Genomic DNA, 19,275 nt, shown 5'->3' on the forward strand with positions numbered 1-19,275 from the left:
GTTTCGCAGTAGCGTTTGGCCATGCGCGATCACATCATCGTCTGCGGGGACGATGCGCTCGCGAAGCGGATCATCGGCGAACTGAGGGATGACGAGTTGTCGGTGGTTGCGCTGAACTCTGCACCGGAACTGGAGGCGGCCGGCGTCGCCGCCGCCCACGCGGTGATCGCCGCCTCCCCGGATGACTCGGTCAACCTGGAGGTGGCGCTGCTGGCCCGGCAGGCCAATCCGGCGGTGCGGGTGGTGGCGCGCCTGGCGAACAGCGTTTTGCATCAGGCCATGAGAGACAGCATCGGCGACGGCGCGGTCCTCGATGTCGCCGATCTGGCCGCCCCGTCGGTGGTGGAGGCGCTGCTGGGCCGGACCGCGCACACCATCCGGGCCGCAGGTGTCGACTTCGTCGTCGCCACCGACTCCGCCCCGCGGGACGGCACGCTGCGCGAAATCTACGGACGCCTCGCCCCGGTCGCGGTGATCCGCGGCGATCACGCCGCACAGCCCGGCGAGGTGATCGCCTGTCCACGCCTCGACGACGAGGTTCGCCTGGGAGACAGCATCACCATCATGGGCCGCGCGGAGGAACTGAGCGCCCAGGGACTGCAGGTCGGTGTTGACGGCGGCGGTCCGTGGCACCGGTCGCCGCCGGTGCGGGCCTTCGACGGCGCGCGGGCGTTCCTCGAGGACCTCAACCCGATGTTCTACCGTGCCCTGGGCATCGCGGTGGCCATGCTGGTGGGGTCGACGTTGATTCTGCGGTTCGCCTTCCGGCCGGACATGGGGTGGGTGGACGCGTTGTCCTTCGCCACCGAGACGCTCACCACCGTCGGCTACGGCGATTTCAACTTCCTCGGTCAGGCGCTGTGGCTTCGGCTGTGGGGCGTGGTGATGATGCTCAGCGGCATCGCGATGATTTCCGTGATCGTCGCCTTTGTCGCCGATGTGCTGCTGTCCCGGCGGCTGTCCCAGGCTGCCAACCGGCAGCGGGTCAGCCACCTCCACGGGCATTTCGTGGTGGTCGGCCTGGGATCATTCGGTATCCGGGTAGCCGGCATGCTCAAGGACGCCGGGTACCCGGTGGCCGTCATCGAAAGCAATGAGGGCAACCGCTATCTCCCGGCGGCCGAGGAGTTGCGCCTGCCGGTGATCATCGGGGACGCCACCCAGCGCACCACACTGGCCGCGGCGCGCGCCGACCAAGCCCGTGCCGTCGCGGTGTTGACCGAGGATGACATGGTCAACATCGAGACCGGCCTCGTGGTGCGCGAGATGGGCGGTGCCTCGGCGCCGTCGCGCACCCGGGTCGTCCTGCGGATCTACGGTAAGGCCCTCGGTGCCGCCGTGGGTCACCGGTTTGACTTCAACCACGTCCGCTCTACCGTCGACCTGGCCACGCCCTGGTTCGTCGGTGCGGCGATGGGCCTGGACGTCCTCGGCACCTTCTCTGTGGGTCAGCAGTCATTCATGGTGGGCGGAGTCCTGGTGCAACCGGGCAGCCGACTGGACGGGATGCGGATTGAGCAGCTGTCGACCCAGACCCGGGTGATCGCCGTCGAACGTGACGATGCCGCCGCCGATGTGTATCCGCGGCGGGACGCCGAACTGCAGGCCGGTGACACCGCCTATTTGGTAGGCCCCTACCACGAACTGCTCCAGACGCTGCGGAAGGGCCGTAACAGCCACCCGCAAAGGGTGCGGCCGCCGACAAGCATCGCCGAGGGCCTCGGTCTCACCGACGGTCTGCGCTGAGGCCCAGTACCCGCACCGCGTTGCCCTTGAGGATCAGCGGGATCACCGCGGGATCGACGTCGAGGGTCTCGAAGTCCCGCCGCCACCGCTCCAGGGTGATGTAGGGATGGTCGGTGCCGAACAGCGCCTTGGTTTTCAACTGCCGGGCGATTGCCCGGACGAGTTGGGGCGGGAAGTACTTCGGCGACCACCCAGACAGGTCGACATAGCAGTTGGCCTTGTGCGAGGCGATCGCGATCTGCGAGTCGACCCACGGAACCGCCGGATGCGCCATCACAATCGTCAGGTCCGGGAAGTCCGCGGCGACATCGTCGAGCAGCATCGGATCGGAGTAGCGCAGCTTGATCCCGTGCCCGCCGGGCAGGGCAGAACCCAGGCCGGTCTGACCGGTGTGGAACAACGTTGGCACACCGGCCGCGGCGATCGCCTCGTAGATCGGATAGAACTGCCGTTGGTTAGGTTCGAAACCCTGCAGGCTCGGATGAAACTTGAATCCCCGGACCCCGTAATCCGCGACAAGTTCGTGCACCCGGCGCACCGCATCGGCCCCGGCCCACGGGTCCACTGAGCCGAACGGGATGAGCACGTCGTTGTTGCGGGCCGCGCCTTCGATCAATTCCTCGACCGAATTGCCGCGGTGCCCGGACGCGGTGGCGGCGTCGATGGTGAACACCACCGCCGCGGTGTTGTGGGTGCGGTAATGCTCGGCGAGGGCATCGACCCGGGCGAAGTGATCGGGCCCGAGTTTGAAGTAGCGGCCGGTGGCCTCGGCCAGCACCGGGTCGTAGGCACACTGCCCGGCGGAGTCGATCTCAACATGGGTGTGGATGTCGATCGCGTCGATCCTGTCGACGTCGACGCCACACTCGTAACGCCCCGACGGGCTCACGAAGCGAAAACCGACACGAAGTTGTTCAGCGATGCGCGGATATCCCCGCGCAGTGCCGCCGCCACCACCATGCCGATGGGACCGAACAGGGCGGGGCCGCCGAGGTGAACGTCCATGGTGACGATCGAGGCGGCCCCGTCCCCGTCAGCGGCCCGGGGGTTCGGACGGACCTTACCGATCAGCTTGACCTTCACCCCGCCGGAGCCGATGCCGTTGAGTGTCATGGCCTCCGGTGGGTTGAAGTGCACGATGGTCCACTTGATCCGGCTGGGCATGCCTTTGACCTCGACAATGGACTCCACGACGGAGCCCTTGTCGAGGCTCTCCGGCAGCTTGGACCGCCAGACCCGGTGAATGGTGAGCCATTCGGAGTACCGGGAAAGGTCGGATGCGTGTTGCCACGCCTCCTCAGGGGATAGCGGAACGTCTACGGAGACCGAGACCTTCGCCATCGAGACTCAGCGGCCGTCGACCTGGCCGTCGACCTTATCGGCAACGTCGGCAGCCTTGTCGGCGACCTTGTCCGCCACATCCTTGGCTCCGTCAGCGACGTTCTCGGCGGCGCCGGTAACGGCCTCCTTGGCGTCGGCGAACTTGTCGGCGACGGCGTCCTTGGCGTTGGCGGCCGCGTCGGAGGCCTTGTCGGCGACGTTGTGGGCCACGTCCTGGGCCTTGTCGACGGTCTCGCCGACGGCTTCCTTGGCCTGCTCGAACTTGTCGCTGACGGCCTCCTTGGCGTCGCCGAGAGCTTCCTTGGCCTTGTCGAATAACGACATGTATTCACCCTTTCGTGGTTTTGGTGGAAAGGTCGCCATCCGGACACCGGACGACGCTCCCCGGGTCAATTTACGCACCTAGTCTTTGGCCCGCCACAGCACCCTCGGTTCCCCCAGAACCCGGCCCTGAACCCACCAGGAGACCTCAATCAACACCGCGGCCACCAGACCGATCATGACGGCCCGGCCCGTGACCGCCGAGTTGGAGGGGTCCAGCATGAACTTCTCCCGGGCTATCGGCAGAGCGAAAATCACCAGGTAGCCGACCGCCGCCCCGGCAACCAGCGCGATCCGCCACCACTGATAGGGCCGCGCTACCACCGCCAGCACCCAGATCGCCCCGATCAACAGGGTGATCAACGCCGCCGTGGAGGCTTGGGTCTGCTGCGCCGTGGTGCCGTCGCGGCCCGGGTAGGCCAGCAGGTAGGAGATGAAGGTGGAGAGCCCGACCACCGCGCCGGCGGGCAGGGCGGCGGTCATCACCCGGCGGACGAACCCGGTTCTGGCCCGCTCGTTGTTGGGCGCCAGCGACAAAATGAAGGCCGGGATGCCGATGGTGAACCAGGCCGCAATGGTCACGTGGATGGGCTGGAACGGGTACAGCAGGGGATCGGTGCCCAGCAGGTGGGAGGCCAGGCCGCCCACGCCGACCAGCAGGGCCAGCAGAACCGAATAGACCGTCTTGGTGAGGAACAGATTGGAGACCCGTTCGATGTTGCCGATCACCCGGCGCCCTTCGCCGACGACGTAGGGCAAGGTGGCGAACTTGTTGTCCAGCAGCACGATCTGGGCCACCGCCCGGGAGGCCGGGCTGCCGGAACCCATCGCCACCCCGATATCGGCGTCTTTGAGGGCCAGCACGTCGTTGACACCGTCACCGGTCATGGCGACGGTGTGGTCGCGGGACTGCAGGGCGTGCACCATGGCCCGCTTCTGATCCGGGCGAACCCGGCCGAAGGTGGTGTAGTTGGCCATGGTCTCGGCCAGAGCATCGGCCTCGGTGGGCAGTTCCCGGGCATCCATGGTCTGTCCGTGCAGCCCCAGCGAACCGGCCACCGCGCCGACCGACACCGCGTTGTCACCTGATATCACTTTGACCGAGACATGCTGGGAGGCAAAGTAATCCAGCGTATCCCGGGCATCGGGGCGAATCCGCTGCTCGAGGACCACCAAGGCGACCGGGGTCACTCGCCCCGGAGCGTCGGCGCTGTCGACGCTGCGGTCCGAGGACCCCAGCAGCAGTACGCGCAGACCCTGTGCGCCGATCTCCTCGGCCTCGGCGGCGGCCGGGGACCCGGGTTCGAGCAACACATCTGGGGCACCGATCACCCAGTTGCCGCGGTCACTCCCCTGATCGGCGAAGGAGGTGCCGCTCCACTTCGTGGCCGACTTGAACGGTGCCGTCGCGGTGGCGGTCCACCCGGGTGCCTGCGGATAGGCCTCGGCGATGGCCTGCATGCTCGCGTTGGGGCGGGAATCGTCGGCGGCCAGGGCGGCCAGGACCGCCGCAACCTGCTCGGGGCTCACTTCGTCCAGCGTCTTGGCTTCGGAGAGTCGCATACCGTTTTCGGTGAGGGTGCCGGTCTTGTCGGCGCAGACCACGTCGACCCGCGCCAGGCCCTCGATGGCGGGCAGTTCCTGCACCAGGCACTGCCGGCGGCCCAATCGGACCACCCCGACCGCGAACGCGATCGAGGTCATCAGGACCAGGCCTTCGGGGACCATGGGAACCAGTGCGCCGACCATTCGCAGCACCGACTCCCGCCAGCCGACGCCGGTCAGGAAAAGTTGGGTGTAGATGGTGAGCAGCCCGGCGGGGATCAGCAGGTAGGTGATGAACTGCAGGATCTTGTTGATTCCGTTGCGCAGTTCGGATTTCACCAGGGTGAACTTGCTGGCCTCTTCGGCCAGCCGGGCCGCGTAGGCCTCTCGGCCGACCTTGGTGGCCCGATAGGCGCCGGCGCCGGCCACCACGAAGCTGCCGGACAGGACCTGGTCGCCGTCGGACTTGGCGATCGGATCGGCCTCGCCGGTGAGCAGCGACTCGTCGATCTCCAGGGTGGCCGCTTCCAGCAGTTCGCCGTCGACGACGATCTGATCGCCGGGGCCCAGTTCGATGATGTCGTCGAGGACCACCTCGTTGGGCAGCAGTTCAGCGGTACCGGACTGGCGGCGGACCTTGGGCTTGGCCTGCCCGACGATCGCCAGGTTGTCCAGGGTCTTCTTGGCTCGCAGTTCCTGGATGATGCCGATGGCGCTGTTGGCGATGATCAGCAGCCCGAACAAACCGTTGATCAGCGAGCCGGTGGCCAGCACGATCAGCAGCAGTACCCCGAGGATGGCGTTGATTCGGGTGAACACGTTGGCCCGCACGATCTCACCGACACTGCGCGAAGCGCGACTGGGCACATCGTTGGTTTTGCCTTCGGCGATCCGGGCGGCGACCTCGGCATCGGTGAGACCGCTGGCGATACTCACGCTCATCGGAAAAATGTTCCCATCTTGTCGGCGTCGAAGTACTCCAGTGTGAGCCGGTCAGCGTCGAATACGGCCTTCGAAACGCTGCCAGCCGGTGCGTTTTCGCTGGTGACATCGAACACGAAAAGATCTCCGTCCCAATGTTTCAGCGGATAGACGTCCGGGCGCGGGCCCACCGAGACAGTCAGCGCGCCGCCGGCTTCGCCGACCGTGGCTGAGCCCCAGTAGTCGTTGGCGTAGCTGCCGGCGTAGGACCGTAGCGGACGCGGCGGGGATGGTTCCGTCGGTGCCCCCTTGCCCACCAACTCGCCGAAAGGGCGATCCATTCCGGCAAAGGCCTCGGCGTAAAGAGCCCGCCAGTTCTCGCGTACCTCGCCGAACTCCACCAGGTCGGTGAACTCGGCGGTGAGCGTCTCGGCAACCCCGACCGGGGTGGCATTGGTGAGGGCCACGATCGCGACGTCGGCCGAAGGGATGATGACGAAATTCGTTGCGGCGCCTAATGCGAACGCACCGGAGTGGCTGAACTGCATCCGCGCCGCAGCGGAAGTACTGACGTTGAAACCGTAGCCGTAGAAGCCGGACCGCATCGCCGGCTCAGTCGGCGGACTGGACACCATCTGCGGGGTCAGCGCGGGCAACAGCGCTTCCGGATCCACGATGGAGGTTCCGTTGTGGCTGCCGTCGGCGAGGATCATCGCCAGCCAACGGGTCATGTCGTTGACCGAGGCGCTGACCCCGCCGGCCGGGGATTGGGCGTCCGGATTACGGGTGTAGCGCGGTTGGTAGGTGTTGGTTGAACTGCCCGGTGCGCGGACGTGCCCGACGGCCTTGTTGGCGCGGTCCCGATAGTCGGCGAACCGGGAACTGGTCGATCCCATGCCCAGCGGACGGTAGAGCACCTCGTCGGTGAGGTCCTCCCAGGATTTCCCGGCGGCGGCGGCGACCGCCTCGGCAGCCGCGGTTACCCCGAAGTTGGTGTAGGCGTAGGACGTTCGGAACTGTCCGAGGGGCAGGAATCGCAGCCGTTCCAACACCGCGCCGCGGCCATAGCCCAGGTCTTCGAGAAGGTCGCCGGCATGGTCGGGCAGCCCGGAGCGATGCGCGAAGAGATCGGCAACGGTGAGCATGCGGGTCACCGCCGGGTCGGACAGCGCGAACCACGGAAGCTTCTCCACGATCGGGGTGTACCACCCGATGGCGCCGGTTCCGACCTGCTGGGCCACCACGCTGGCGGCGATCGGCTTGGACAACGAGGCCAGTTGGAAAACGGTGTCGGCGTCGACCTCCTCCGATGTCCGGCTGTCGCGGACCCCGAACCCTTTGGCGTAGACGGTTTTGCCGCCGTGCACCACCGCGACCGCCATACCCGGTATGCCGGATTCGGTCATCAACTCCGCGGCGATGCGGTCGAGTTGGGCGACAGCGTTGCCGACGGCGTTGTCCGGTAACGCCGCGGCGGGCACCAGTTGCGGTGGCTCGCCGGAAGGCGCGGGTGCGGGCCCGGGCGCCGTGCTCGTGCAGGCTGTCACCGCGGCGACCAGCGCGGCAACGGTGGTGCGTCGCGCCACGGCGATCGGTCTCAAATCCGCCACCACGGCTCGACCGGACCGTTGCTGGCGGGCACCACCCGCCCACCCGGGCGGGGCACCGCGATATCGACGTTGTCGGCGGTCGCCGCGACGACCAGTCGTTCGGCCGGCTCGGCCCAGGGGTGCGGGGCCAGTCGGAAGGTGCACCAGTGAATCGGAACGAGCACGCCCCCGGTTGGCGATCCGGACCCGTCGGCGCCGTTGAGGTCGCGGTGCGCACGCACGGCCTCCTCCGGATTCATGTGGATGTCCGGCCAACTCTTGTTGTAGGCCCCGATCGGCAGCAGCGTGAGGTCGAACGGACCGTGCTGGGCGCCGATGTCGGCGAAACTGGCGGTGTAGCCGGTGTCGCCGCCGAAATAGACGCGGTGCTGCGGGCCGGTGAACACCCACGATGACCACAACGTATTGCTACGGGACAGGAACCGGCCGGAGTAATGCCGGGCCGGTGTACAGGTCAGCGTGAGCCCGTCGTGGGTGTAGCTCGAGCCCCAGTCCAGTTCGACGACACGCGAGGACGGCACACCCCAGGCCCGCAGGTGCGCTCCCACTCCCAGCGGGGTCACGAACATGGACCGCTGCGCGCGCGCCAGCGCTCGGATGGTGTCCATGTCGAGATGGTCATGATGATCGTGGCTGATGACCACGGCATCCACCGCCGGAAGCGCCTCGAGCGGCACCGGTGGTGGATGCAGCCGCCGGGGCCCGATGTTCTGCGACGGCGAGCAGCGTTGGCTCCACACCGGGTCGGTGAGCAGCCGGAAGCCGTCGATCTCCACCAGCGCGGTGGCGTGCCCCAGCCAGGTGACCGACAGCGGTCCGGCGGTCGCGTTCGGCCGGGCATCGGCCAGCGGAATGTCGGCTTTCGGCAGGGTTTGCGAGCGCCCCGCAAACAACTCGAAAAGGATCAGACGGTTCTCTTCGGCTTCGAGGGTGAAAGCCGACGACGGCTCGAGGTTGTGGAACTCCCCGTCCCGATAGTTGGCCGAACCCGCCGCAACAGCGTGGATCGCAGCCGGGCTGGCGCCCAGCGCGGCTGGGGTGCCTCGCAGCGCTTGCAGCAGCCATCCGCCGGCCGCCAGCGATGCAGTGGCTCCCGCCAGCCGCAGTGCGGTCTTTGCGCCGGGCAGCAGCGCCGACACGTCAGGCAGGCCAGGCATCAGGCTCCCTGAAACCTCGCGGCGCGCTTCTCAATCCTCGCGACCTGAGCCTCGATCACATCCTGACTTCCCCACGCGCGGTCGAAAAGGCTCTTGTGCACATCACCCTGCTCCTCGTAGGCACCATCGTCGTTGAGCACACGCTTGGAGTGCCGCAGGGACAGCGGGGCGAACCCGGCGATCTCCGCCGCCCAGGCCTGGGCATCGGCGAGGGTGCCGATGCGGTTGGCCATTCCGGTCATCATCGCGGTGTCGGCGTCGAGCTTCTCGGCGGCCAGCAACATACCCCTGGCACGCCCGTGACCGGCCAGTGAGGCCAGCCGCCGGATACTCCAGTTGTCTAGGGCCAGGCCGTATTTGGCGATCGGAAATTGGAAGTAGGCGCCGGGAGCGACCACCCGCAAGTCGCAGACCATGGCCAGCTGGACACCCGCACCGATCGCCGGGCCGTTGACGGCGGCGATCACCGGAACCGGAACAGCGTCGATGGCCTTGTTCAGCGCGATGGCCTTGTCCGGGAAGTCGGCCGCGAACACGTCGCCGGAGAGGTCCGCGCCTGCGCAGAAGACGGTGCCCGCCCCGGTAAGAACGATGGCATGGACATCATCAGTCGCGGCCTTGGCCACCGCCTCGCGCAGCGTGTCGACCAGTTCGGAGTTCAGTGCATTGCGCCGTTCCGGGCGGCGGAGCTCGATGGTGGTGACATCACCGACTCGCTCGATACCGATCATGGAACCCAAGCCTACTGGCCGGTTTGCGAGGCGACCACGACGCCAGCAGCGCTAACCGGCCGCGGATTTCCAGGCGTAGACGAAGATGAAGAGATTGACCAGCAACATGCCGAAGGCCTGGAGCGCGTCGACTGCCGAGTCGCCGGAGCGGAAGCGGATACCCACCCCGAGTGCCATGAGTAAGCTCAGGCCGCCAGCGGCCGCGATGGTCAGGCCGGGAACGAAGTACCCGGCGAGCAGTCCGAGGGCTCCGGCGACCTCGAGGACACCGGTCAGCTTGCGGAATCTGGCCATTCCGTAACGTTCGAACTCATTCACCATCGCGTTTGCGAAGAGCACACTCAGGCCGTAGTAGAGAAACGCGACAATCGACGCCACTTTTAGCGCCTGGTAGAGCATCCCCATGGGGCTCCGATCGGTTATCGTCCACATCACACCACTCGGCAGCAAGGGCGCCCATGTCAGGTCAATGGATTTCCAACATACTTCAGGTCATCGTCGGTCTGGGGCTTCTCAACGTCTGGCTGGTGCGAGCCCGCTCCTCGACGAGTTACCGCGGTGGCACAGCGGGGTCACTGAAAGAAGAGTTCGCCGTTTACGGTCTGCCCGACTGGACCTTCTACCTCGTCGGTGGACTGAAGGTCGTATCAGGGGTGCTCCTCATTGCGGGCATCTGGTTTCCCGGCCTCGTCCGACTGCCCGCTGCGGTAGTCGCGGCGTTGATGGTAGGAGCGTTGGTCATGCACGCGAAGGTCAAAGACCCGCTGTCCAAGTCTCTGCCGGCGCTGGCCGTACTGCTCATGTCGGTGGCCATTTTCCTACTGAACTGAACCAGTTCCCCCACCCCCCACAGCGCAACATTCTCAGTAGCGCCACTCCCCACAGCAAGGCAGCCTTACCTGGCGGTTTACGACCGCCGATCCTGCGCCGCGGTAAGCAGGGCGCAGACCTGCGCATCGGATGTCTGACTGAAGTCGTCGTAGCCCTGCCCGACCGCAGCGAACCCGGTCGGGGCCCCGAGGCACACCACGTCGTCGGCGACCTCACGCAGAGCGGTGACGGTGTCGGAAGCGCCGATCGGGGCGGCCAGCACGACGGTCTGCGCACCCTGTGCGCGGGCCACCAGGGCGGCGGCCCGGGCGGTCGCGCCGGTGGCGAATCCGTCGTCGACGATCAGCGCCACCCGTCCCGACAGGGGTAGCCCGGGCCTGCCGCCGCGGTAGGTCTCGACCCGCCGGTTCAATTCGGCCCGTTGGGCCTCCTCGACGGCGGCCACCTCGCCGGGCTCAAGCCCGGTGCGCCTGAGCACGGCGTGGTTGAGCACCCGGATCTGCCCTTCACCGATCGCGCCGAAGGCCAGTTCCGGTTGGTAGGGCACCCCGAGTTTGCGCACCACCAGGACATCCAGCGGAGCGCCGAGCGCGTGGGCCACCTCGGCCGCCACCGGGACCCCGCCCCGCGGCAGGCCGAGCACCACCACGTCACGCCCCCGGTAACCCTGCAGCGCGGCGGCCAGGTAGCGGCCGGCCGCGAACCGATCGGCGAATCGCCTCATGGGTCGATTGTTCCGCGCCTGCGTGGGGACGGTCTATTGGGAGGAACGAACCCGGGTAGACACCGGCCCCCGATCGGACGGTGACGCGGCCTTGGCTCTCCGCGTGCCGGCCGGCGGGGAAGCGGCCACGGCGGCGGCCGACGGCAGGGCTCGTGGTGTCCGGTGTTGGGCGGCCGGAAGCGGGAAGACCGCCCGGCCGTTCTTGTCGACGAGTTGCCCGCCGGGAGCCAGATGCGGCCCGGCGTCCGGGGTGAGTTCTGAGTACCCCAGATTGATGATCGGGGTCAGCAGTTTGTTAACCGCGGCCACCGCTTCGGGGAATATCGGCTCGAGTTGGTGCAGGAACGCGGGGTTCTGCTGCACCGTGTAGGTGGTCGTGACGCCCCCGAGGGAGTTGACGGTGGCGGTGATGTGCTCCGGCGGCACCCTGCCGTTCATGACGTCTTGGGCGGCGTTCCCGTAGTGGTCTGTTCCGTGGTAGAGGATGCTGCCGGCGATCGCGTTGAGGACCGCCAGCAGATGCCAGGGTCGATCCGGCCAACTGGCGATGGCGTCGTACTGCAGTTTGAGAACGGTGACGTCGTACGGCGTCTCCGGAACCGGCTTGACCCTGGTTCCGGTCAGTGGGTCATACGTTCCGACCGGCAGGTACGACAGCAGCCCGCCGGGCCGGGCCGGAGCAGCGACCACTCCGAATCGCACCGTCGCGGGGTCCGGCGCATCCGGACGGCCGGCCAGATCGCGTAACTGCTGGTCGACGACCAGCGAACCGAGCGACTCCCCGATCACCAGGGTCCGGCCCTGACTTTGGCTGGCCTGAATCGCCTGATCAAGAGCCGGAACGCCGACGGCGATGGACTGCGCGCCGGTCGCGGTATCGAACCCGGTCCACGGCCACAGCCCGGCCGGATAGTCGACCTGTTTCAGCGCGTAACCCGGCGGTATCCGCTTCAGCACATCGGCGATCGGGATTTCGACCCGTGCGGCGCCCCGCACCCACAGCGCGGTGTCGGAGGAGGCGGAGGCGGGGGCGGGAACGGGGGAAGCACACACCAGCGCGGCCGCCCCGGCGACCGCGACCGTCACCACCAGGCAACGCAAAAACCGGGTATTCCCCCCCATCAGGCTGACGATAGCAAACCGCCGTACCCTCGGCGAAGTCAACGGTCGCCGTCAGGCCAGCGAATCGATCCACGCACGGTGCAACGCCGCGTACCGGCCATCGGCGTCGATCAGTGCGGCGGGGGTGCCGTCCTCGACGATGCGACCCTGCTCCACTACCAGCACCCGGTCGGCGATCGCGACGGTGGACAGCCGATGGGCGATGATCAGAGCGGTGCGGTCGGCCAGGACGCTGCGCAGCGCCCGCTGCACCAGACGTTCACTGGGGATATCCAGCGATGAGGTGGCCTCGTCGAGGATCAGCACCGCAGGTTCGGCGAGGAACGCCCGGGCGAACGCGACGAGTTGGCGCTGTCCGGCGGACAGCCGGCCACCGCGCTTGGCGACGTCGGTGTCGTAGCCGTCGGGTAGAGCGGTGATGAACTCGTCGGCGCCGACCGCCTCGGCAGCGGCCCGTACCTGCGCGTCGGTCGCCTCCGGCCGCCCGAACCGGATGTTGTCGGCGACCGTACCGGAGAACAGGAAGTTCTCCTGGGTCACCATCACCACGTGGCGGCGCAGTTCGGCCTGGGACAGCGCGCGCAAATCGACGCCGTCGAGGGTGACCGAGCCGCGGTCGGGGTCGTAGAACCGCGCGATCAGTTTGGCGATGGTGGTTTTGCCGGCGCCGGTGGTGCCGACCAGGGCCACGGTCTGGCCGGCCGGCACGGTCAGGGTCATCCCGGACAGCACCGGATAGCCGGGCAGGTAGCCGAAGGTGACCTCACTCAGGGCAACGTCGCCGCGCACCGCGTCGAGCCGGACCGGCTCGGCCGGGTCGGCGATTCGCGGCCGCTGGGCCAGCACACCGGCGATCTTCTCCAGCGCCGATGACGCCGACTGGAAGGTGTTGAAGAACTGCGAGATCTCCTGCATGGGTTCGAAGAACATCCGTAGGTAAAGCAGGAAGGCGGTCAGGGTGCCGATGGTCATCTGGTCTTGCAGGACCCGGTAGCCGCCGTACAGCAGCACCATCCCGGTGGTGAGGTTGCCGACGAGTTTGACCGCGGGCATGAAGATGGCCAGCAGGCGGAAGGTGTGTTCGTTGACGTCGCGGTAGTCGTCGGCGACTTCATTGAAGATCTCGGCGTTGCGGGTTTCGCGGCGGTAGGCCTGCACGACCTTGATTCCGGTCATCGTCTCGATGAACTGGACGATCACCAGCGCCGCGCTCTCTCGGACCCTGCGGTAGGTCTTGGCCGACTCGATGGCGAACCATCGCACCAGCAGGATCAGGATGGGGAAGGCCGCCAGGCAGAGCAGGCCGAGGCGCACGTCGAGGAACACCAACAGGACTGAGGTGCCGGCCAGGGTGAGCACTGCGGTCACCAGCGAGTCGAACCCGGTTTCCAGCATGTCCTGGATGGCTTCGACGTCGTTGGTCGAGCGGCTCACCACCCGCCCGGAGGTGTAGCGGTCGTGGAAGGCGATGTCCAGGCGGCCGAAATGGCGGAACAACCGCCGGCGTAACTCCAGCAGCACCTGCTGACCTATCCGCCCCGAGGCCCGCAGGAAGGTCATCCGGCTGACGGCCTGCACGGCCACCAGGGCGGCGAGTGCGGCCACCACCACCAGTAGTTCCCGCGCCGGCCCTCCGGCCAGCAGCGGCGGTATCCCCTGATCGATACCGCGCTTGACCATCAGTGGGATCGCCAGCCGCGCAACGTTTTCGACGATCACGACCGCAGCGAGGATCAGCAGAGCCGACCGATAGGGCCGCAGCAGATCCGCCAGCAGCGCCCGGGCCTCGCTTCCCCGGGGTATTCCCTCGTCGATCGGCAGGTCATCGGGTTGTTCGTCGAACCGGCCCCGCCAGGAGCCGCCGCCGCCGGACGGATCCACGCTCACCGCAGGTCGCCTTCGGAGGCTGCGTAACCGGCCGAGCGCAGGGCTGTCTGGCGCTGCTCCACGGCCTCCTCGTAGGCGTCCTGCAGTTGCCGGCGGGCGGTGTCGTCCTCCCAGCAGGGCCGGGGTTGGGAACCGTCGTCGAGGTCGTCATCGGCGGCCAGCAGATGCCGATAGCGGGGAACCACGGCGAGAAGTTCCTCATGGGTGCCTATGTGGGTGATGGTGTGGGTGACGGCCCCGTCGTCGGCCCCGTCGTCGAACACCGTGTCAAGCAGTGCGACCCGGTCGGAGAGCAGGACGGTGGAGGCCCGATGGGCCACCACGACCGCGGTGACCCCGGCCAGCGCCTCCCGCAGTGCCCGGGTGACGGCGGCTTCGGTGTGCACATCCAACGCCGAGAGCGTGTCGTCGAGTACCAGCACCCTCGGCTGGGCCAGGATCGCCCGGGCCAGCGCGAGCCGCTGCCGCTGGCCGCCGGACAGGCTCATACCCTGCTCACCGATTCGGGTCTGCAAACCGAACGGCAGGTCGTAGACGAACTGCGCGGCGGCGATGTCGACGGCCCGGGCGATCTCGGCGTCGCTGGCCGGATTCTGCGGCGGCCGCCCCAGCACCAGGTTCTCGGCCACCGACATGGAGAACAGTGTCGGGTCTTCGAACGCCACGGCGACGGTGCTGCGCAGCGCCGGCAGGGTCAACTCGCGAATGTCGACGCCGTCGATCCGGATGGCGCCCTCGGTCACGTCGAAAAGCCGGGGCAGCAGCGCAGCAAGGACCGACTTCCCCGATCCGGTAGCACCGACCAGGGCCAGTGTCTGCCCCGGTTCGACGGTGGCTGTGACGTGGCGCAGCACCCAGCTGCCGTCATCATCGGACTCATCAGCCGGCGGGAACCGGAAGCCGACGTCGTCGAACTCCAATCGGCCGCCCTGGGGTGCCTCTGGCCGGGGTCCGTCGGTGATTTCGGTTGGCGCGTCGAAAATCTCGGCGATCCGGTTGGCGGCGGTCATGGCTTCCTGAGTCATCGACAGCAGGAAACCCAGTGAGGCGATCGGCCACACCAGCGAGAGCATCATGGTGATGAAGGCCACCAGCGTCCCCAGGGTAAGCAGACCCCGGCCGGCGGCGTAGGCGCCGAGTCCCAGCACGATGATCAGGGTGAGGTTGGGAATGACCTCCAGCAGGGTCCAGAACTTCGCCGAAACCGCGACCTTGCGAATCTGGGTGTCGTGCAGGTTTTTCGCCTGCCGGTCGAACCGGTCGAAGACGTACTCCTCCCGGCCGAAGGACTTCACCGCCCGCACACCCAGTGCCGCCTCCTCGACGTGGGTGGCGACGTGGCCGGCTTCGTCCTGGGCGGCGCGGGAGAGTCGGGTGAACGTGCGCTCGAAGCGCAGCATGGTGACGGTGACCGGTATCACCGAGACCAGCACCACCACCCCCAGTGGCCAGTACATCGCCAGCAGGATCGCCGTGACCACGCCGATCTGCAGGATGTTGAGCATAAAGAAGATCAACCCATACGACAGGAGGCGGCGAATCGTGTTGAGGTCATTCATGATCCGTGACAACAGCTGACCGGACTGCCAGCGACCGTGAAATGACATCGGCAGGATCTGCAGCCGGGCGTAGAGGTCCTTGCGGATGTCGGCTTCCACACCCATGGTGGCGCGGGAGACCAGCCAGCGGCGGATGAACCACAGCAACGCCTCGGCCACCCCGACGGCGACCGCCGCCGAGCCCAGCACCCACAGACCGTGCGGATCGCGGTTGCGGACCGGCCCGTCGATGACCGCCTTGGTCATCAACGGAATCGCGACGGTGGCCACCAGGCTGATGACGGCGACCACGATCATGGCGATCCAACGCACCCGGTAGGGCTTCAGGTAGGGCAGCAGACGCACCAGATCGGAGACTCCGCGGCGGCGCGCCGGGCGGGCGGCGATGGACACCGCGGGAACACCGTCCGCCACCGCATGCCTCCTCGCGTTCGTCTACGGCCAACGTAGTGGCAGCGGTGGGCCGGGCACGGCCACGCCTCCCGTCCGTATACCCGTCCATCCGGCACTATGGGGTCATGGACAGCGCTATGTCGTCTTCGGGGTCGTCTTCGGGGACGTCATCGGGGGGCTCGGGGGCTTCCGGGGCTTCGGGAGCGTCTCCCCGCGTCCTCGTCGTCGATGACGACCCGGACGTGCTCGCGTCGCTGGAACGTGGGCTTCGACTGTCGGGCTTTGAGGTCTCGACCGCGGTGGACGGTGCAGAGGCGTTGCGCAGCGCCACCGAAACCCGCCCGGACGCGATCGTGCTCGACATCAACATGCCGGTGCTCGACGGAGTCAGCGTGGTGACCGCCTTGCGCGCGATGGACAACGACGTTCCGGTCTGTGTGCTGTCGGCCCGCAGTTCGGTCGACGACCGCGTGGCGGGTCTGGAGGCCGGCGCCGATGATTATCTGGTCAAACCGTTCGTGCTCGCCGAACTCGTGGCCCGGGTCAAAGCTCTGCTGCGCCGCCGCGGGGCGACGGCGACGTTCTCCTCCGAAACCATCCAGGTGGGCCCACTGGAGGTCGACATTCCGGGCCGGCGGGCCCGGGTCAACGGCGTCGACGTGGACCTCACCAAACGTGAATTCGACCTGCTGGCGGTGCTGGCTGAGCACAAGACCGCGGTGCTGAGCCGGGCGCAACTGCTGGAGTTGGTGTGGGGCTACGACTTCGCCGCCGACACCAACGTCGTGGACGTCTTCATCGGCTACCTGCGGCGCAAACTGGAAGCCGGCGGAGCACCCCGCCTGCTGCACACCGTGCGCGGAGTCGGTTTCGTTCTGCGGACCCAATGAGCCCAGCGCCCGCGGCGATTCCGGCCCGCTGATGTTGTCGCGGATCGTCCGCCGCACCCCGTCCCTGCGAACCAGGGTGGCGTTCGCGACGGCGATCGGCGCGGCGATCGTGGTGACGATCGTCGGCACCATCGTCTGGATCGGCATCACCAACGACCGGCTCGAACGGCTCGACCGCCGACTCGATGAGGCGGCCGGTTTCGCGGTGCCGTTCGTGCCGCGTGGTCTGGAGCAGATTCCGCCGTCACCGAACGTCGCCGATGTGGTGATCACGGTGCACCGCGGCGCGGAGGTGCGGTCGAACTCCGACGTGGTGCTGCCGGAGGTGGATTCGGACTACGCCACCATCGTGCTGGAAGGGGTGCGCTACCGGGTTCGCACCGTGGTGATCCCCTACCCCGAGCCGCCCACCACGCTGCAGGTCGGCGCGACCTACGACGACACCATCGCCGACACCAACAACCTGCACCGGCGGGTGCTGATCATCTGTGGCTTCGCCATCGGTGCCGCAGCGGTCCTGGGCTGGTTGCTGGCAGCGTTCGCGGTCCGGCCACTGCGCCGACTGGCCCAGCAGACCCGGGCGATCGACGCCGGCGATGTGGCTCCCGACGTCGACGTCAGCGGCGCCACCGAGGCCGTCGAGATCGGTGAGGCACTCAAGGGTCTGCTGGAGCGGATCTGGACCGAGCAGGACCGCACCAAGGCCGCGCTGGCCTCGGCCCGGGACTTCGCAGCGGTGTCGGCGCACGAGCTGCGCACACCGCTGACCGCGATGCGGACCAACCTGGAGGTGCTGTCCACCCTCGACCTGCCCGCCGAGCAGCGTGAGGAGGTGATCGGCGACGTCATCCGGACCCAGAGCCGGATCGAGGCCACGCTGGGCGCCCTGGAGAGGCTGGCCCAGGGCGAATTGTCCACCGCCGCCGACCAGGTCCCCGTCGACATCACCGAACTGCTGGATCGGGCCGCCCACGACGCGATGCGGGTGTACCCCGAACTTGAGGTGTCGCTGACGCCGTCGCCGACGTGCATCATCATCGGACTGCCCGCCGGCTTGCGCCTGGCCGTGGACAATGCGATCGCCAACGCCGTCAAGCATGGTGGTGCCACAAAAGTGCGGTTGTCGGCGGTCACGTCACGCGACGGAGTTGAGATCGCGGTGGACGACAACGGGACAGGAGTGCCCGAGAGCGAACGAAAATCGGTCTTCGGCCGGTTCGCCCGCGGGTCCACCGCGTCGCGTTCGGGATCAGGCCTGGGGCTGGCGCTGGTGGCACAGCAGGCTGAAATCCATGGCGGCACCGCTGTATTGGAAGACAGCCCCCTGGGTGGAGCGCGGTTGGTGCTTCGCCTTCCTCCGCCGCACTAGCCGCGCCGGGGCTCCTCGTCCTCGGTGCCGTAGACGATCCGCAGCGCCGAATCGACTTCCCCTGAGCCGCTTTCCACGACCACCAAAGAGGCGTCCCCCACAGGTGCCTGTTGTTCGCTGATCACAGTGGCTGCGGGCTTCTCGACGCCCGTGCCATCCCAGCGCAGGAAGCCGGCCTTGGCGGCGCTTTCCTCGTTGGCGAACCACACCTCGGCTTCGATCGCCGCATACTGCGGGCTGTCCGGGCTAAAAAAGAGGCCGGTGTCCTTGTCGCCCTTGATGGTGTAGCCGACCGGCGCAACGGTGCGGGCTGAGACCCGGACCGAGCCGGTGCCGTACGGGTCCTTCTCCAGGATGTCGTCGGCCTTGACGACGATGTCCCGGGCAGCATTCTCGCCCTTCTCGCCCTTCTCGACCTTCTCGACAGCGCCGGCCAGAGGCATCGTCGCGGCACTCGCCTTCGCCGGAACCGTCCGCTCGGGGCCCGCGCCGTTGACCGGGACCTCACGGGTGACCCGCCGGATCATCATCGCGAAAGTGAGCAGCAGACCCAACAGGAAGGAGAACGCCAGCAGCCACCCGTTGACGTCGCGCATCACAGTGCTCCGATCTCGCGGGAGCCGGCGGGCAGGTCGGCGATGGCCTGCTCGCTGCTGGTCCGGTGAATGGTCAGGACGGTGATTACCCACGCCACACCCGAACCGACCAGGAATGCCAGCAGATACCACAACCACTGCGCCAGGAAACCCATTTCGATACTCCCCTAGTTGACGATGATCTCGGTGCGTCGGTTCTGCGCCCGGCCGTCGGCGGTGTCGTTACCCGCGACCGGCCGGGACGACCCGGCGCCCTCGGCGGTGACCGAACCGGCCGGAACTCCCTGGGAAACAAGGTAATCGGCGACCGACTCGGCCCGGCTCTTGCTCAACGGGACGTTGACCTCGTCATCACCGGTGTTGTCGGTGTGGCCGACGACAGTGACCTTTGCCTGCGGGCAGGCCTTGATGGCGGCCGCGACTGCGGTCAACTCGGTCTGGCTGCCAGCGGTCAGGCCGGAACCTTCGGTCTGGTAGGCGATCGGCGAGCGCAGCGCGGCGATGATGTCAGCCTGCAGGTTGTCGCACGAAG

At 67.5% G+C, this 19,275-nt stretch carries 18 protein-coding genes and 1 pseudogene; 4 read left to right on the forward strand and 15 right to left on the reverse strand.

The genetic code is table 11. The annotated features are described in order from the left end of the window. The first annotated feature begins 21 nt into the window (after nt 1-21). Nucleotides 22-1,746: an NAD-binding protein gene (locus ADBZ5N_RS03260; RefSeq protein WP_526256051.1), complete on the forward strand. Its 1,725-nt coding sequence runs from the start codon at nt 22-24 to the stop codon at nt 1,744-1,746. Here ADBZ5N_RS03260 and ADBZ5N_RS03265 read toward each other — a convergent pair. The 8 genes from ADBZ5N_RS03265 to ADBZ5N_RS03300 form a co-directional block, all read right to left on the reverse strand. Further along, nucleotides 1,727-2,635: an amidohydrolase family protein gene (locus tag ADBZ5N_RS03265; RefSeq protein ID WP_526256052.1), complete on the reverse strand. Its 909-nt coding sequence runs from the start codon at nt 2,633-2,635 to the stop codon at nt 1,727-1,729. The genes ADBZ5N_RS03260 and ADBZ5N_RS03265 overlap by 20 nt on opposite strands. Further along, nucleotides 2,632-3,087, reverse strand: a complete 456-nt coding sequence (locus tag ADBZ5N_RS03270; RefSeq protein WP_526256053.1) for a type II toxin-antitoxin system Rv0910 family toxin — start codon at nt 3,085-3,087, stop codon at nt 2,632-2,634. Before ADBZ5N_RS03270 ends, ADBZ5N_RS03265 begins: the two co-directional genes overlap by 4 nt. A gap of 6 nt (nt 3,088-3,093) precedes the next feature. Beyond that, nucleotides 3,094-3,411 (reverse strand): hypothetical protein, encoded by a 318-nt coding sequence (locus ADBZ5N_RS03275; protein WP_526256054.1) that lies wholly within the window; start codon nt 3,409-3,411, stop codon nt 3,094-3,096. A 78-nt stretch (nt 3,412-3,489) separates the two neighbouring features. Next, entirely contained in the window at nt 3,490-5,895 is a 2,406-nt protein-coding gene (locus tag ADBZ5N_RS03280) for an HAD-IC family P-type ATPase (RefSeq protein ID WP_526256055.1), read from the reverse strand. Beyond that, nucleotides 5,892-7,466 carry a serine hydrolase domain-containing protein gene (locus ADBZ5N_RS03285; RefSeq protein WP_526256070.1) on the reverse strand — a complete coding sequence of 525 codons (1,575 nt, stop codon included), beginning with the start codon at nt 7,464-7,466 and terminating at the stop codon, nt 5,892-5,894. The genes ADBZ5N_RS03280 and ADBZ5N_RS03285 overlap by 4 nt, the downstream gene beginning before the upstream one ends. 5 nt (nt 7,467-7,471) lie before the next feature. Continuing rightward, on the reverse strand, nt 7,472-8,641 hold the full coding sequence (locus ADBZ5N_RS03290) for an MBL fold metallo-hydrolase (protein WP_526256056.1): 1,170 nt from the start codon (nt 8,639-8,641) through the stop codon (nt 7,472-7,474). Beyond that, a complete protein-coding gene (locus ADBZ5N_RS03295) occupies nt 8,641-9,372 on the reverse strand; it encodes an enoyl-CoA hydratase (RefSeq protein ID WP_526256057.1) in 732 nt (243 codons plus the stop codon). The genes ADBZ5N_RS03290 and ADBZ5N_RS03295 overlap by 1 nt, the downstream gene beginning before the upstream one ends. A 51-nt stretch (nt 9,373-9,423) precedes the next feature. Then, nucleotides 9,424-9,750: a DoxX family protein gene (locus ADBZ5N_RS03300; protein ID WP_526256058.1), complete on the reverse strand. Its 327-nt coding sequence runs from the start codon at nt 9,748-9,750 to the stop codon at nt 9,424-9,426. Between the two features lie 80 nt (nt 9,751-9,830). Here ADBZ5N_RS03300 and ADBZ5N_RS03305 point away from each other — a divergent pair, with 80 nt between their 5' ends. Beyond that, the gene (locus tag ADBZ5N_RS03305; RefSeq protein WP_526256059.1) at nt 9,831-10,202 is read left to right on the forward strand and encodes a DoxX family protein; all 372 of its coding nucleotides are present in this window, start codon (nt 9,831-9,833) and stop codon (nt 10,200-10,202) included. 95 nt (nt 10,203-10,297) lie between these two features. Here ADBZ5N_RS03305 and ADBZ5N_RS03310 read toward each other — a convergent pair. The 4 genes and pseudogenes from ADBZ5N_RS03310 to ADBZ5N_RS03325 all read right to left on the reverse strand — a co-directional run. Next, nucleotides 10,298-10,927 (reverse strand): annotated as a pseudogene (locus tag ADBZ5N_RS03310) (phosphoribosyltransferase); the annotation flags it as partial. A 33-nt stretch (nt 10,928-10,960) separates the two neighbouring features. Then, entirely contained in the window at nt 10,961-12,049 is a 1,089-nt protein-coding gene (locus ADBZ5N_RS03315) for a PE-PPE domain-containing protein (protein WP_526256060.1), read from the reverse strand. 51 nt (nt 12,050-12,100) lie between these two features. After that, a complete protein-coding gene (locus ADBZ5N_RS03320) occupies nt 12,101-13,930 on the reverse strand; it encodes an ABC transporter ATP-binding protein (RefSeq protein WP_526256071.1) in 1,830 nt (609 codons plus the stop codon). 2 nt (nt 13,931-13,932) lie between these two features. After that, entirely contained in the window at nt 13,933-15,909 is a 1,977-nt protein-coding gene (locus ADBZ5N_RS03325; protein WP_526256061.1) for an ABC transporter ATP-binding protein, read from the reverse strand. Between the two features lie 116 nt (nt 15,910-16,025). Here ADBZ5N_RS03325 and prrA point away from each other — a divergent pair, with 116 nt between their 5' ends. Both prrA and ADBZ5N_RS03335 read left to right on the forward strand, forming a co-directional pair. Next, entirely contained in the window at nt 16,026-16,778 is a 753-nt protein-coding gene (gene prrA, locus ADBZ5N_RS03330) for a two-component system response regulator PrrA (protein ID WP_526256072.1), read from the forward strand. 31 nt (nt 16,779-16,809) lie between these two features. Beyond that, nucleotides 16,810-18,147, forward strand: coding sequence for a HAMP domain-containing sensor histidine kinase (locus tag ADBZ5N_RS03335; RefSeq protein WP_526256062.1), 1,338 nt, complete (start codon nt 16,810-16,812; stop codon nt 18,145-18,147). Here ADBZ5N_RS03335 and arfC read toward each other — a convergent pair. From arfC to ADBZ5N_RS03350, 3 genes are all read right to left on the reverse strand, one after another. Then, nucleotides 18,144-18,743 (reverse strand): channel accessory protein ArfC, sunset domain variant, encoded by a 600-nt coding sequence (gene arfC / locus ADBZ5N_RS03340; protein ID WP_526256063.1) that lies wholly within the window; start codon nt 18,741-18,743, stop codon nt 18,144-18,146. The genes ADBZ5N_RS03335 and arfC overlap by 4 nt on opposite strands. Further along, entirely contained in the window at nt 18,743-18,898 is a 156-nt protein-coding gene (arfB, locus tag ADBZ5N_RS03345; protein WP_526256064.1) for a channel accessory protein ArfB, read from the reverse strand. The genes arfC and arfB overlap by 1 nt, the downstream gene beginning before the upstream one ends. Before the next feature lie 12 nt (nt 18,899-18,910). After that, nucleotides 18,911-19,275, reverse strand: a 365-nt coding sequence (locus tag ADBZ5N_RS03350; RefSeq protein WP_526256065.1) for an OmpA family protein, incomplete at its 5' end; no start/stop codon positions are given.

This window comes from Mycobacterium sp., assembly GCF_044370595.1.
Taxonomy (GTDB): Bacteria; Actinomycetota; Actinomycetes; order Mycobacteriales; family Mycobacteriaceae; genus Mycobacterium.